A 13,631-nucleotide genomic window follows, 5' to 3' on the forward strand; every position below is an offset into this window, starting at 1 on the left:
ATGGAAAGCTGCAACTACACCGCTCTCACACGGCGCAAGCTGCTCATCGGCGCGGGGACCGTCGCCGCCTGGTCGATGATGCCGAAGGCGGGGTTTGCCGGCACCCGAGATCCGCGCTTCGTCGTCGTCCTGTTGCGCGGCGCGCTGGACGGCCTCGCCGCCGTCGCGCCGGTCGGCGATCCGAACTACCGCCCGCTGCGCGGCGCCCTGGCGCTCGGCGAGGGCGGCAAGGACGTCCTGCCTCTGGCCGGCAGCTTCTTTGCCCTCAACGACGCCATGCCGAAGCTGCACGGACGCTTTGCCAAGGGCGAGGCGCTGGTCGTCCATGCCGCGGCGACGCCCTATCGCAGCCGCTCGCATTTCGACGGCCAGAACGTCCTCGAAAGCGGCCTCGAAGGCCCGTCGGGCACCCAGGACGGCTGGCTGAACCGGGTCGCCGTGGCTCTGCCCGCCGGCGAGCGGGTCGGGACGCAGCCGGGCCTTGCCATCGGCCCGACGATCCCGCTCATCCTCGCCGGCCCTGCGGGGACCCTCACCTGGTCGCCGCAGACCTTCCAGCCGGCCGTCGAGGACACCGCGCTGCGGCTCGCCTCGCTCTATGGCGAGAGCGACCAGGAACTCGCCAAGCTTCTGACCGAGGGTCTCGAGACCGACCGGATGATGGCGAATTCCGCCTTCGACATCGAGAAGGGGCCGGCCAGAGCCTTCCGCATCCTCGCCAACGGCGCCGCCAAGCTGCTCGCCGAGGAGGACGGCCCGCGCCTTGCGGCGATCAGCTACGAGGGCTGGGACACCCATGTCCAGGAGGGCGCCGACAACGGCCGCCTCGCCAAGAACCTTTCCGCCCTCGACCTTGCCCTCGACGATCTCGCCGAAACCCTCGGCCCGGCCTGGAAGGACACGGTGGTGGCGGTGGTCACCGAATTCGGCCGCACCGCCTGGGGCAATGGCGGCGGCGGCACCGACCACGGCACGGCGACGACGGCCTTCCTGGTGGGCGGCCCGGTGAAGGGCGGGCGGGTGATCGCCGACTGGCCGGGACTGCGCGAGGCCGACCTCTTCGAAGGCCGCGACCTGAAGCCGACGACGGATCTTCGCGCTGTGCTGAAGGGCGTTTTGAAGGACCATCTCGGCCTGTCAGACCGCACCCTTGCCACCGACATCTTCCCCGGCAGCCTCGGCGTCAGACCGATGGCCGGCCTCGTCGCCTGACTGTCGAAACCCTGAAGAGACCTTTCAAAACGAAGTTCTTTCCACCCAAACGCGGCTGCGATATTGATGATTTCGTGGCAGGCATGCCGCTCACCGGCCGGGGCCGGGCGGGCCGAGAGGGGTGGGTGAAAATGAGCGACACGTCGAAGGGTCTCGAAGGGGCGATCGATTCGATCGGCGACCGCGTCAGCGAGATCTGCGAGTTCCTGCACGAGCTGGAAAGCGGCGAGCCTGTCGACCCCGAGGCGCTCGCCGAAGCCCAGCACGATTGCCGAAACGTCACCCAGTCGATGACCTCGCTGAAGCGGGTGGTCAATCGCATGGAGACCGCCAAGCGCTGACGCGCTTCCAAGGCTCGGGTCTGTGGCGGCCCTGGTGGGTGCAATTCCGACCATCCCCTGCCGGCGAACGGCAAAAGCGCCTGGCCCCCAGGCCGGATCTTTTGCCGTTGCTTGACGCGGCCCCATCTCCCCTTCCATGAACGGATTTCGGCAGCCGGGCCGTTCATCCGGCGGGCTGCCACGCGTCGCATCGATCGAGCGGGATAAACCGATGAACGGAATGGTCGCCACGGACATCGCCACGAGGGTCTGGAACCACACCTTCAAGCTCGACCCGATCGTCCGCAGCCTGCTCGACACGGACTTCTACAAGCTTTTGATGCTGCAGATGGTCCGCGGGCTGCACCCGGACGTCTCGGTGACCTTCTCGCTGATCAACCGGTCGAAAGGCGTGCGCCTCGCCGACATCGTCGACGAGGCCGAATTGCGCGAGCAGCTCGACCATGCCCGCTCGCTGACCTTCTCCAAGCGCGAGATGATCTGGCTTGCCGGCAACAGCTTCTACGGCACCAAGCAGATCTTCCGGCCGGACTTCCTCGAATGGCTCGCCGGCTTCCAGCTGCCGGAATACGAGCTGAGGCGCGTCGACGGTCAGTTCGAGCTCGATTTTCACGGCCCCTGGACCCACACGATGATGTGGGAGATCCCGGCGCTGGCGATCATCAACGAGCTGCGCTCGCGGGCCGTGCTCAAGCAGTTCAAGCGCTTCGAGCTCGATGTCCTTTACGCGAGGGCGAAGGCGAAGATGTGGGAGAAGGTCGAGCGGCTGCAGGCCCTGCCCAATCTCAAGCTCACCGATTTCGGCACGCGGCGGCGGCATTCCTTCCTCTGGCAGCGCTGGTGCGTCGAGGCACTGAAGGAGGGCCTCGGCGACCGCTTCATCGGCTCGTCCAACGTCCTCCTCGCCATGGAGACCGATCTCGAGGCGATCGGCACCAACGCCCACGAGCTGCCGATGGTCCTCGCGGCGCTCGCCGACAGCGACGAGGAACTGCGGGGCGCACCTTACCGGGTGCTCGAACAGTGGCAGAGCTATTATGGCGGCAACCTGCTGATCGTCCTGCCCGACACCTTCGGCACCGGCTCCTTCCTCGCCAACGCCCCTGCCTGGCTCGCCGGCTGGACCGGCTTCAGGCCGGATTCCGCCCCGGCGATCCAAGGCGGCGAGGAGATCATCGCCTGGTGGCGGATGATGGGCGAAAATCCCCGCGAGAAGCTGCTGGTCTTCTCCGACGGGATGGACGCCGACACCATCGAGAAGACCTATCGCCATTTCGACGGCCGGGTGCGGATGAGCTTTGGCTGGGGCACCAACCTCACCAACGACTTCCGCGGCGTCTCGCCGGAGCCGATGGGCGGGCTCGACCCAATCTCGCTGGTCTGCAAGGTGGCGAAGGTCAACGGCCGCCCGGCGGTCAAGCTCTCCGACAATCCCGCCAAGGCGACCGGTGAGCCCGAAGCGGTGGAACGCTACAAGCGGATTTTCGGCGAAACGCCCTACGAGGCCCGCGCCCTCGCCGTCTGACCGGCGGCGACGGCACCCGGCCTGTCCGGAGCGCGTCGGGTTGGGATCGCGGCCTGTCCGCCCGTCTACCCGGGCCCGGAAAGCCCCTCGCCGGCGGCATATGCAGACAATCCGTCGGCAGAAACCAGCCGACGCTTAACCGTCTCGCGCATCGCGCCATCACCCAGCGCATAATCTACTTGTCTATCATAACCCTGATTACTATAATCGCGGAATGAAGGACGATCCCCACCCCATTTCCAGCCTCGGCTTCCTCCTCGCCGATGCGTCGCGGCTGATGCGCCGGCGCTTCGACCAGAAGAGCCGCGACATCGAGATGACCTCGGCGCAGATGCGCATCATCGCGAGGCTCTGCCGCAACGAAGGGACCAGCCAGGCAGCGCTGGCCGCCCTCGTCGAGGTCGAACCGATGACCCTGTGCCGGCACATCGACCGCATGGAGAGCGCCGGCCTGGTGGTGCGCGAGCAGGACCCCCACGACCGCCGCGCCCGCATGCTGTTCACCACGGCGAAGGCTCGCCAGCTGATCGAGCCGTTGCGGCAACGCGCCGACGCAATCTTCGAGGAAGCCCAGGCAGGACTGTCGCCGGAGGCCCGGCGTCAGCTGCTGGAATCCCTCGCCCACATCGTCAGGAATCTCTCCGAATCCGAAGCGAGCGATCCGGAATCCGCGGCAGAGGCGACGAGCCCCCGCAGCAGGCATGAGACCGAGGAGGCATCCGCATGAACGCCCAGGCCAGGAAGCAGGATTTGGCCGAGGCGCAGCCGATCTCCCGCAAGAAGTCCCCTTCCGTCCCCAAGCCCGGCGAAGGCGAGCCGACGCCAGCCAACGACAGCGCCGTCACGGCGGAGCCTCAGCCGTTGCGCAAGCGGCGGCGTCCGCTCCGCAAGCTCTTGATGATCGCAGTGCCGCTGCTGCTCGTCATCGGCGGCGGCTACTTCTGGGTGACCGGCGGGCGCTTCGTCGAGACCGACGACGCCTATGTCCACCAGGACCGCGTCACCGTAATGCCGCAGGTCTCCGGCCAGATCGCCAAGGTCGATGTCGCCGAAAACCAGACGGTCGATGCCGGGGCGGTGCTCTTCATCATCGACGACAGCTCCTATCGCGCCGCCGTCGAGCAGGCGAAGGCCAATCTCGAAAGCGCCCGGCTGACGGTGGAAAAGCTCAAGGCCGCCTATCAGCAGGCCGTCGTCGACGCCGCCACGAACAAGGATTCGGTCGCAACCGCCAAGGCGACCTTCGACCGCCAGCAGGCGCTGGTGAAACACGGCTTTGCCTCCCAGAGCACCTACGACGACGCGCAGCTCGCTCTGCAGAAGGCGCGCGGCGACGAAGCCAGCGCCGAACAGGCGGTGCTTTCGGCAAAAGCCGCACTCGCAGGCGATCCGGAGATCGCCACCGACGACCATCCGACGGTGCTGCAGGCGCTCGCCGCCCTGCACTCCGCCCAGCTCGACCTCGACCACACGGTGGTTCGCGCCAGCGAGCCGGGCGTCGTCAGCCAGACGACGCTGCTGCAGGTCGGCCAGTATGTCACGCCGTCGACGTCGGTGATGGCGATCGTCGAAGCCGGCGAGAGCTGGGTCGATGCGAACTACAAGGAAACCGATCTCACCCACATGCTGCCCGGCCAGCCGGTCACCGTCAGCTTCGACGCCTATCCGGACGTCTCGATCGACGGCACCGTCGGCTCGATCGGCGCAGGCACCGGCTCGGAATTCGCCCTTCTGCCGGCGCAGAACGCCACCGGCAACTGGGTGAAGGTCGTCCAGCGCGTCCCCGTGCGCATCCACATCGACCGGCGGGACGACCTGCCGCCGCTGCGCGCCGGCATGAGCGCCGACGTCACCGTCGACACCGGCAAGGTCCGAGGCTTTCCCGATTTCCTCAGCCCGGTGACGGCGGCGCTCGGCCTCGACGACTGGATCCGCAGCGAAAATGCCGTCGCCGCGACCCCGGGCGCAGGCGCTTCGACGGTCTCGCACACGGCCGAGGCCGGCGTGGCAGAGGGAGGGGCCGCCGGCGCGACCCTTTCGCGGTGAGCGCGGCGACATCGGGCGGGGCGATCGACCCGGCCCGCGTCCCCAACAAGGGCCTAATCACCATCTCGATCATGCTCGCGACGATCATGCAGGTGCTCGACACGACGATCGCCAACGTCGCGCTGCCGAACATGCAGGGCTCGCTGCAGGCCTCGCAGGACCAGATCAACTGGGTTCTGACCTCCTATATCGTGGCGGCGGCGATCATGACGCCGGTGACCGGCTGGCTCTCCGACAAGTTCGGCCTGAGGCAGGTGTTCATCGCCTCGGCCGCCGGCTTCGTCGCCACCTCGATGGCCTGCGGGCTTGCCACCAGCCTCGAGGAGATGATCTTCTTCCGGCTGCTGCAGGGCCTTTGTGGCGCGGCGCTGGTGCCTCTGTCGCAGACCGTGCTCCTGACCATCAACACCAAGGAGCAGCACGGCAGCGCCATGGCGATCTGGGGCGCCGGCATCATGGTCGGCCCGATCATCGGCCCGACCCTCGGCGGCTGGCTGACCGAGACCTTCAACTGGCGCTACGTCTTCTTCGTCAACCTGCCGATCGGCGCCCTGGCGCTCGCCGGCATGATCTTCTTCCTGCCGAACACCCCGAAGCGCCAGCGCGGCTTCGACTTCTTCGGCTTCGCCATGCTGTCGCTGTTCATCGGCGCGCTGCAGCTGTTTCTCGATCGCGGCGAGCAAGCGGACTGGTTCGCCTCGCCGGAGATCTGGATCGAGCTGGGGCTGGCGATCACCGGCCTGTGGGTGTTCGTCCTCCATGTCACCGGCCGCGAACATGCCTTCATCGACCCAAAGATCTTCACCGACCGCAATCTGGTGGTCGCGCTCGTCATGATCTTCGTCGTCGGTATGATCCTGCTTGCAGGCCTGGCGCTGCTACCGCCGATGCTGCAGAACATCCTTGGCTATCCGGTGGTGACCACCGGCATCGTGCTCGCGCCGCGCGGCGTCGGGACGATGATCTCGATGCTGGTGGTCGGCCGCCTCGTCGGCAAGGTCGACACTCGCATCCTGATCTTCACCGGCCTCGTGCTGACGGCCATCTCGCTGTGGCAGATGTCGGGATTTTCGGTGACCATGAATGACATGCCGATCATCGTCTCCGGCGTCGTCCAAGGGCTCGGCCTGGGGCTCGTCTTCGTGCCGCTCTCGACGCTGGCCTTCGCAACGCTCGAGCCGCGCTTTCGGGCCGACGCCGCCTCGCTGTTCAGCCTGATGCGCAATATCGGCTCGTCGGTCGGCATCTCGATCGTCTCGGTCGAGCTCGCCCAGAACATGGTGATCTCGAAGGCCGGCCTCGTCTCCCACATCACCGCATTCAATCCCAACTTCACCGGCGTCGCCAGCCGGATCCCCCTCGACCACACGACGATGATGGCCCTCCTCAACCAGCAGGCCTCGGCCCAGGCGGCGATGATCGCCTATGTCGACGACTTCAAGCTGATGATGATCATCACGCTTCTTGCGATTCCGCTTCTGGCGCTGATGAGCCCGCCGAAGAAGCAGGCGGCGAGCGGCGGCGACAGCCATGCGGCGGTGATGGAGTGAGACTGCGCGGCCGATGAACCAAGCGATTGGGGGATCGTTCGAGAGCAGGGAGAGCGGCCGGCTCCAAGAGAAAGATCCAGCCGACTTTGGCCGGGTTGAGCCTCGGCTGCAGGCCGGCGCGGCGCCCCTCGCCCGAACCATGCATCCCGCGCCGTGATTGGCTCAAACGCTCGACAGCATGACCGACCGCCGCAGCCCGCAAGCGATCGGACCTCGCCGTCAGCGCGCGCGCATCATGAAGGGCGTGTCGATGCCGAGCGACTTCATGATCGAGTGCGGCGGACGACGCATGCCCTCGCCATTGGCGGTGGCCCGGCCGGTAAGCCGCGAGGTCACGACATGGTCCATGGCAAGGGCCGTGAGGCGCGAGCGGTGCATCTTCCAGAACTCCAGACGATTTTCTTCTTTTGATGCACCGCACATAAAGCGGAAATCCGCCGCGAAACAGCGCCAGATGATCAGGACAGCCATGCACTTTCCGCATGCCGTCATGCAGGTGTCATGCAAGCTTGAGCGCGGCGTGCAGTGTGGCTCATGCGCCCGCACAGGTGCCTGTTGCGACGGGCGCATTGCAAAGCCTCGTTCGGCCCGATCGATACCGGCTTCTTGCTGAGCCAGGGAGAACAGGACGGACCGGCTCGTCAGCCTGGCGCAGCACGGCGCGGGTCGATACTTTGCCTCGGCCAGCTTTTACCAGGCGCAGATCTTGGTGTTGGTCTCGGGGTTCGACCAGCAGGCCGGCTGGTCGCGCTCGCGCAGATAGACTCCTGGCATCGGCACGCAGCGGCCAGTACCGAAATCACCGCATGCTCCGGCGAGACCTGGCTCGCGGATAACAAGCGAGAAGGTCGGCTTGCCGGGTGCGGATATCTCGAAGCTGCCGCTGCCGTCGGTGCCGCGGAAGTCGCACGGATAAGAGCCGTCGTCGGTGGTGAAGCAGCGCGCGGACTTCGCCGAGGCGGATCCGGCCCAAACGAAAAGCGTTGACAGGGCCACGGCGGCGATCCCGGCCGCCGCGGCGAATTTCATCCGATCGATGCGCATCCGATCCTCCTCACCACCCCGGCGGGGAGCTTACCCCGTCGCTGCCGGCAAGTGGAGCGGAAAACGGCGCGCCGTGCCTAGCGCGTCAGGCGCTTGTAGGTCGGGCGCTTGGGATTGACCGATTCCGGGCCGAGCCGGCGGATCTTGTCCTGCTCGTAATCCTCGAAGTTGCCCTCGAACCACTCGACATGGCTGTCGCCTTCGAAGGCGAGGATATGCGTCGCCAACCGGTCGAGGAACATGCGGTCATGGCTGATCACCACGGCGCAGCCGGCATATTCCTCCAGCGCGTCCTCGAGCGCGGTCAGCGTCTCGGTGTCGAGATCGTTGGTCGGCTCGTCGAGCAGGATGACGTTGGCGCCGGACTTCAGCATCTTGGCGAGGTGCACGCGGTTGCGCTGGCCGCCGGAGAGCGTGCCGACCTTCTGCTGCTGGTTCGGGCCTTTGAAGTTGAAGTTGCCGACATAGGCTCGACTGTTCATCTCGTATTTGCCGAGCTTCATGATGTCGACGCCGCCGGAGATCTCCTCCCAGACGTTGTGGTTCGGGTCGAGATCGTCGCGGCTCTGGTCGACATAGCCGAGATCGACCGTCTCGCCGACGGTGATCTCGCCGGAATCCGGCTTCTCCTGGCCGGTGATCATCTTGAACAGCGTCGACTTGCCGGCGCCGTTCGGCCCGATGATGCCGACGATGCCGCCGGCCGGCAGCTTGAAGGAGAGGTTCTCGATCAGCACCCGGTCGCCGAAGCTCTTCGTCAGGTTTTCGACCTCGATCACCCGATTGCCGAGCCGCTCGCCGGTCGGGATGACGATCTTGCCATCGGCGGGCTTGCGGTTCTCGGCCGCCTCGACCAGCTCGTGATAAGCCTTGATGCGGGCCTTCGACTTGGTCTGGCGGGCCTTGGCGCCCTGGCTGATCCACTCGCGCTCGCGGTTGATCGCCCGCATGCGGGCGTCGTCCTCGCGGCCCTCCTGGGCCATGCGCTTGGCCTTCTTCTCCAGATAGATCGAGTAGTTGCCCTCATAGGGCACGCCATGGCCGCGATCGAGCTCGAGGATCCAGCCGGTGACGTTGTCGAGGAAGTAGCGGTCGTGGGTGACCATCAGCACCGAGCCCTCATACTCGCGCAGGTGCTTTTCGAGCCACAGGATGGTCTCGGCGTCGAGATGGTTGGTCGGCTCGTCGAGGAGCAGGATGTCGGGCTTCGACAGGAGCAGCTTGCAGAGCGCCACGCGGCGCTTCTCGCCGCCGGACAGCGGCTCGATGTCGGCATCGGCCGGCGGACAGCGCAGGGCGTCCATCGCCATCTCGACCTGGTTTTCCAGGTCCCAGAGATTCTGCGCGTCGATGATGTCCTGGAGCTTCGCCCCCTCCTCCGCGGTCTCGTCGGAGTAGTTCATCATCAGTTCGTTGTAGCGGTCGAGGATCGCCTGCTTGTCCGCGACGCCCTCCATGACGTTCTCGAACACCGTCTTGTTCGGATCGAGCTTCGGCTCCTGCGGCAGATAGCCGACGGTGGCGCCCTCGGCCGCCCAGGCCTCGCCGGTGAATTCGGTGTCCTCGCCGGCCATGATCTTCAGAAGCGTCGACTTGCCGGCGCCGTTCGGTCCGAGAATGCCGATCTTGGCGTCCGGGTAGAAGGAGAGGTGGATGTTGTCGAGAACCTTCTTGTTCCCATAGGCCTTCGAGAGGCCGGACATGTGATAGATGAACTGGCGAGCCATGGCGCGCGGCGTCTCCATAGAATGGCGGATGTGAGAAGTTGTGCCGTGTCTAAGCCATTGCGCCTGTCGGGGCAACGGCGCGAGGCAGGGTTTCGGGCCGGGTGGGTTTCCATATGGGAAACTGCGATGCTGCTTTCGAGACGGCAGCCACACTTCCCCCGCCGGCAACGCGGAGCGGCAGGCGACAGCGCTTCCTTAACCACGACGGCACCCGAAAACGGCGAAAAACCCTCCAATACCGCCGCAAATCCCGCCGAAATTAACCATGCAAGGGACCGGGAGGGACACGGGGCTTGCCGGACAGGCCCGGATTTTGGGGCCGAGCCGGGCGAAGGACCGCCGTTCACCGCCTGACACGCCGGATCCGGCGGAAGCGACACGACGGCTCGCTTCAGTCGCCTTATCTCCATGAAACAAAATCGTTTTTTTGAATCGGCCGAGACCTTGTCGGCGGCCAGCCGGCGCCTCTGCGGGATCGCCGCCGGCGACGTGGTTGCCGATCGATGAACGTCCACGCAGCAATTTTCCGGACGGCGTCCATCTCTCCGCAAGTATATCTCCGGGTCAAAACCTTCCAATTTGAATAGAATTGCGCTTCTGCATTTTCGGCTGAAGTAAAATCCGCCTGTCAATCTCCTCCCAACGACGGGGAGAATGACAATGAAGAACATCAAGAAGCATTTCGGACTGGCCCTGGCGGCGATCGGGCTGATCGCATCGGCCTCGATGGCCGAGGCCGCGGCTTCCTCGCCGATGCCGACGACGGGCTATACGTCGCAGCCGATCGGCCATTACGAATTCTGCAAGCGCTATCCCTCGACCTGCCAGGCCAACCCGACCAGCGCCGCGCTGAAGCTGACGCCGCAGGTGTGGAAGCGCATCGTCGCCGTCAACTCCGCCGTCAACAGCAATATCTTCCCGCGGACCGACGAAGAGATCTACGGCGTTCCGGAATACTGGGCCTATCCGACGACGCAGGGCGACTGCGAGGATTTCGCGCTTCTGAAGCAGTACATGCTGGAGCGCGAGGGCGTGCCGGCTTCGGCGCTGCTGGTCACCGTGGTCAAGCAGACCAATGGCGACGGCCACGCCGTTCTGACTCTTCGCACCGACCAGGGTGACTTCGTCCTCGACAATCTCGACAACAAGATCCTCGCCTGGCAGGCGACCGACTACACCTATCTGAAGCGCCAGGCCGCCGACAATTCCGGCAAGTGGGTGGGCATCGTCGACGACCGCAACCTCCTGGTCGGCAGCGTCCGCTGATCTGAAACGGCGCCGGCCAGGCCGGCGTCCTTCCACCGATGCAGATCCCGATCGCCCGGGGCGTCCCGTCCCGCTCCGGGCCTTCCGGGGGCTGGCCCGCCTCATGAGGTTGGCCGGTCCCCGGTTTTTTCGTGCCTCGAGCGCCGTGCCTCCATTCGGATACGCAAGCGACGCTCTGACTGACGGATCACCGCATCGCGCCTTTGGCAAATCGATGCCGATTCTCTGGCCGATTCTGCAGCCTATTCGAGGTCGATGTCGAGGATCGTCATGGTGAGGTGGTAGGACAGTTCGCCCTCGTCGGTGTCCTTGGCGATCAGCCCGACGAACTCGTCATTGATGTAGACCTCGGCAGAATCCGTCTTTCTGGGCAAACCGCGCACAGCCAGATCGACGCCCTTGAACGTGTTCTTCAGATAGGCTTCGAGTTTTCTGATTTCGGCAGGGCTCACGGGTTTCTCCTGGCTGTTTCGGGTGTTCGTTAGCTAGAGCGCGTTCCGGAAAATGCGATGGATCGCTGCGCGAGCAGGGAGCAGAACCGAAGGCGGCCGATCTCGGCCGGAGAAACCGGCGAGGCATCGGTCGCGGACGCACTCAGGGGTTTGTGTGACCGTATTGTGCCGGCGCGGTAATGCTTCGAACGAGGGCACGCCGGGGCTATGGCGCCCGACGCTCCCCGGTCAGCCGCTGGTTCGATCGCCGGACGGCGTCGATGCGCGGGGTCAGCGTGTCACGCGCCGCGGTCGAGGCTCTGGTCCATCTCCCGGGCGGGCTGGTCGCAATGGGTCTCGCCGATGATCTTGGCGGGCACCCCGGCCACGGTGGTCTTCGGCGGCACCTCCTTCAGCACCACCGAACCGGCCGCGATCTTCGCGCAATTGCCGATCTTGATGTTGCCGAGGATCTTGGCGCCGGCGCCGATCAGGACGCCCGATCCGATCTTCGGGTGACGGTCGCCGAACTCCTTGCCGGTGCCGCCGAGGGTGACGCCCTGCAGGATCGAGACATTGTCGCCGATCACCGAGGTGAAGCCGACGATGATGCCGGTGGCGTGATCGAAGAAGATGCCGCGCCCCATCGCCGCATTGGGATGGATGTCGGTCTGGAACACCGCCGAGGACCGCGACTGCAGATAGAGCGCGAAGTTCTTGCGGCCGGTCTTCCAGAGCCAGTGGGCGAGACGGTGGGTCTGGATCGCGTGGAAGCCCTTGAAGTAGAGCAACGGCTCCAGATAGCGCTCGCAAGCCGGGTCACGGTCGTAGACCGCCTGGATGTCGATGCGCACCGTCTCGGCAAATTCCGGATCGGCGGCGATCATCTCGTGGAACGCCTGGGAAATCAGCACGGCCGGGACGTCCGGATGGTCGAGCCGCTGGGAGATCCGGTGGACCAGCGCCGCCTCGAAGCTCGGCTGGTTGAGAATGGTGGCGTGGATGAAGCTGGCGAGAACCGGCTCGTCCGCTGCGGCCGTTTCGGCTTCGGCACGGATTTCGGCGAAGATCGGATCGACGGCCTGGATCCTGTCCTGGCTTCTGCTTGCAACGCTCATGGCGCTCTCCCGCGGCGTCGTTGTGTCGCCGGGTTGCCGGAGCGGCAGATCACCGGCGGATCGTTGCGGTGATACTTAAACCCTCCGGTCGCCGGCGTGAAGGGTCGGGCCCTTCAACTCTCGATGCCGCGCCCGTGCCGCGCCTGCGGGAACCACCGCGCCCGAGCCTGCCAGACGCGGCAAGAACGGTCAGCCCTTGAGGAATTCGAGGACTTTCTGCTTGAACCGCCGGTCGCCGACGGAGAGCATGTGGTCGCGGCCCTCGATCGCGAAGACCTCGGCATTCGGCAGCATTGCCGCCAGCGGCTCCGGCGCGCCGGCGATGTCGTCCTCGGTGCCGACGCCGATCAGGACCGGCTGGGCGATCCGGCCGACTTCGGCCTCCGTCAGCTCGTCGCGCGAAGTCTCGATGCAGGCGGCGAGCGCCAGCCGGTCGCTCCTGGTGCGGTCGGCAAAGGCCCGGAACATCCGCCCCCGCGGATGGCTGACGTCCTCCAGCGACGGCGCCCGCAGGGCATCGGCGATCGGGTCCCAGTCGCCGACGCCCTCGACGAGGCCGATGCCGAGGCCGCCGATGATGAGCCGCTCGACACGCTCCGGCGCGGCGAGCGCTGCGAAGGCCGAGACCCGCGCTCCCATCGAATAGCCGAAGAAGACGGCCGAGCCGATCGCCAGGTGATCGAGCAGCGCGAAGCAGTCCGAGACCATTTTCTGCGGCGTATAGGCCTCCGGATCCTGCGGCTTGTCGCTGTCGCCATGGCCGCGATGATCAAAGGCGACGACCCGGAACCCCGCCCCTGTCAGCGTCTGCACCCAGCCCGGCTCGATCCAGTTGACCCGCATAGACGAGGCAAATCCGTGCACGAGCAGCACCGCCGGCACGCCCTTTTCGCCCTCGTCGATATAGGCAAGGGTCAGCCCGTCATGGGTAAAGGTCGGCATGGTGGCGTTTTCCTGTCGATCGGTCGCAGATTGTCTGGCCTGAGTGGATAGCGCGCGACGCCGGCTCTGACACCCCTGTTCAATTGAAACACGGGACACTATGGTCCGGCCCAATCGAGGCAGACAGTTTCCCAAGGTTCTCACATCATGGCCGGTCATCCGATCCCGCATTTTACGAACGACGCCGGACACCCCACCATTTCGGTCGGAGTCAAGGAGTTCATGTGCTGCGGCGCCAATCCGCCCCATGACCATCCGCATGTGTTTCTCGACATGGGCGACGAGCCGGAGATCGTCTGCAGCTACTGCTCGACGCTCTATCGCTACGACGCTTCGCTGAGGGCGGGCGAAACCCGGCCCGAAGGCTGCCTCTACGAAGCCGCCGCCTGACGAAGCCTTCGATGCCGCGGCGCCTTGCCGCCGGTCCGT

At 65.7% G+C, this 13,631-nt stretch carries 14 protein-coding genes; 8 read left to right on the top strand and 6 right to left on the bottom strand.

Annotation, left to right across the window (positions count from 1 at the left end; all coding sequences use genetic code 11):
* The 6 genes from E3C22_RS07770 to E3C22_RS07795 all read left to right on the top strand — a co-directional run bounded on the left by E3C22_RS07770 (position 1) and on the right by E3C22_RS07795 (position 6,674).
* Positions 1–1,212 (top strand): DUF1501 domain-containing protein, encoded by a 1,212-nt coding sequence (locus E3C22_RS07770; protein ID WP_134761433.1) that lies wholly within the window; start codon positions 1–3, stop codon positions 1,210–1,212.
* A 131-nt stretch (positions 1,213–1,343) separates the two neighbouring features.
* A complete protein-coding gene (locus E3C22_RS07775; RefSeq protein ID WP_134761434.1) occupies positions 1,344–1,553 on the top strand; it encodes a hypothetical protein in 210 nt (69 codons plus the stop codon).
* Positions 1,554–1,773: 220 nt separating this feature from the next.
* The gene (pncB, locus tag E3C22_RS07780; RefSeq protein ID WP_134761435.1) at positions 1,774–3,078 is read left to right on the top strand and encodes a nicotinate phosphoribosyltransferase; all 1,305 of its coding nucleotides are present in this window, start codon (positions 1,774–1,776) and stop codon (positions 3,076–3,078) included.
* A 214-nt stretch (positions 3,079–3,292) separates the two neighbouring features.
* Positions 3,293–3,805: a MarR family winged helix-turn-helix transcriptional regulator gene (locus E3C22_RS07785; protein WP_134761436.1), complete on the top strand. Its 513-nt coding sequence runs from the start codon at positions 3,293–3,295 to the stop codon at positions 3,803–3,805.
* On the top strand, positions 3,802–5,124 hold the full coding sequence (locus E3C22_RS07790; protein ID WP_134761437.1) for an HlyD family secretion protein: 1,323 nt from the start codon (positions 3,802–3,804) through the stop codon (positions 5,122–5,124). Before E3C22_RS07785 ends, E3C22_RS07790 begins: the two co-directional genes overlap by 4 nt.
* Entirely contained in the window at positions 5,121–6,674 is a 1,554-nt protein-coding gene (locus tag E3C22_RS07795) for a DHA2 family efflux MFS transporter permease subunit (protein ID WP_280987587.1), read from the top strand. Before E3C22_RS07790 ends, E3C22_RS07795 begins: the two co-directional genes overlap by 4 nt.
* Before the next feature lie 219 nt (positions 6,675–6,893).
* On the opposite strand, the gene E3C22_RS07800 is transcribed toward E3C22_RS07795, so the two are convergent.
* The 3 genes from E3C22_RS07800 to ettA all read right to left on the bottom strand — a co-directional run bounded on the left by E3C22_RS07800 (position 6,894) and on the right by ettA (position 9,445).
* The gene (locus E3C22_RS07800; protein ID WP_167591684.1) at positions 6,894–7,244 is read right to left on the bottom strand and encodes a hypothetical protein; all 351 of its coding nucleotides are present in this window, start codon (positions 7,242–7,244) and stop codon (positions 6,894–6,896) included.
* A gap of 120 nt (positions 7,245–7,364) precedes the next feature.
* On the bottom strand, positions 7,365–7,703 hold the full coding sequence (locus E3C22_RS07805; RefSeq protein WP_134761439.1) for a hypothetical protein: 339 nt from the start codon (positions 7,701–7,703) through the stop codon (positions 7,365–7,367).
* 92 nt (positions 7,704–7,795) lie between these two features.
* A complete protein-coding gene (ettA, locus tag E3C22_RS07810) occupies positions 7,796–9,445 on the bottom strand; it encodes an energy-dependent translational throttle protein EttA (protein ID WP_134761440.1) in 1,650 nt (549 codons plus the stop codon).
* 660 nt (positions 9,446–10,105) lie between these two features.
* Here ettA and E3C22_RS07815 point away from each other — a divergent pair.
* Positions 10,106–10,711 (top strand): transglutaminase-like cysteine peptidase, encoded by a 606-nt coding sequence (locus tag E3C22_RS07815; protein ID WP_134761441.1) that lies wholly within the window; start codon positions 10,106–10,108, stop codon positions 10,709–10,711.
* A 242-nt stretch (positions 10,712–10,953) separates the two neighbouring features.
* On the opposite strand, the gene E3C22_RS07820 is transcribed toward E3C22_RS07815, so the two are convergent.
* From E3C22_RS07820 to E3C22_RS07830, 3 genes are all read right to left on the bottom strand, one after another.
* Positions 10,954–11,163 (bottom strand): DUF3126 family protein, encoded by a 210-nt coding sequence (locus tag E3C22_RS07820; protein WP_134761442.1) that lies wholly within the window; start codon positions 11,161–11,163, stop codon positions 10,954–10,956.
* A 278-nt stretch (positions 11,164–11,441) separates the two neighbouring features.
* Positions 11,442–12,260 (bottom strand): serine O-acetyltransferase, encoded by an 819-nt coding sequence (cysE, locus tag E3C22_RS07825; protein WP_134761443.1) that lies wholly within the window; start codon positions 12,258–12,260, stop codon positions 11,442–11,444.
* 189 nt (positions 12,261–12,449) lie between these two features.
* Positions 12,450–13,202 carry an alpha/beta fold hydrolase gene (locus E3C22_RS07830; RefSeq protein WP_134761444.1) on the bottom strand — a complete coding sequence of 251 codons (753 nt, stop codon included), beginning with the start codon at positions 13,200–13,202 and terminating at the stop codon, positions 12,450–12,452.
* A gap of 147 nt (positions 13,203–13,349) precedes the next feature.
* Between E3C22_RS07830 and E3C22_RS07835 the strand changes: the two genes are divergently transcribed.
* Positions 13,350–13,592 carry a zinc-finger domain-containing protein gene (locus tag E3C22_RS07835; protein WP_134761445.1) on the top strand — a complete coding sequence of 81 codons (243 nt, stop codon included), beginning with the start codon at positions 13,350–13,352 and terminating at the stop codon, positions 13,590–13,592.
* The last annotated feature ends 39 nt before the right edge of the window (positions 13,593–13,631 follow it).

Origin of the sequence: Jiella endophytica (assembly GCF_004519335.1) — a bacterium.
In the GTDB taxonomy this organism is placed as follows: domain Bacteria; phylum Pseudomonadota; class Alphaproteobacteria; order Rhizobiales; family Rhizobiaceae; genus Jiella; species Jiella endophytica.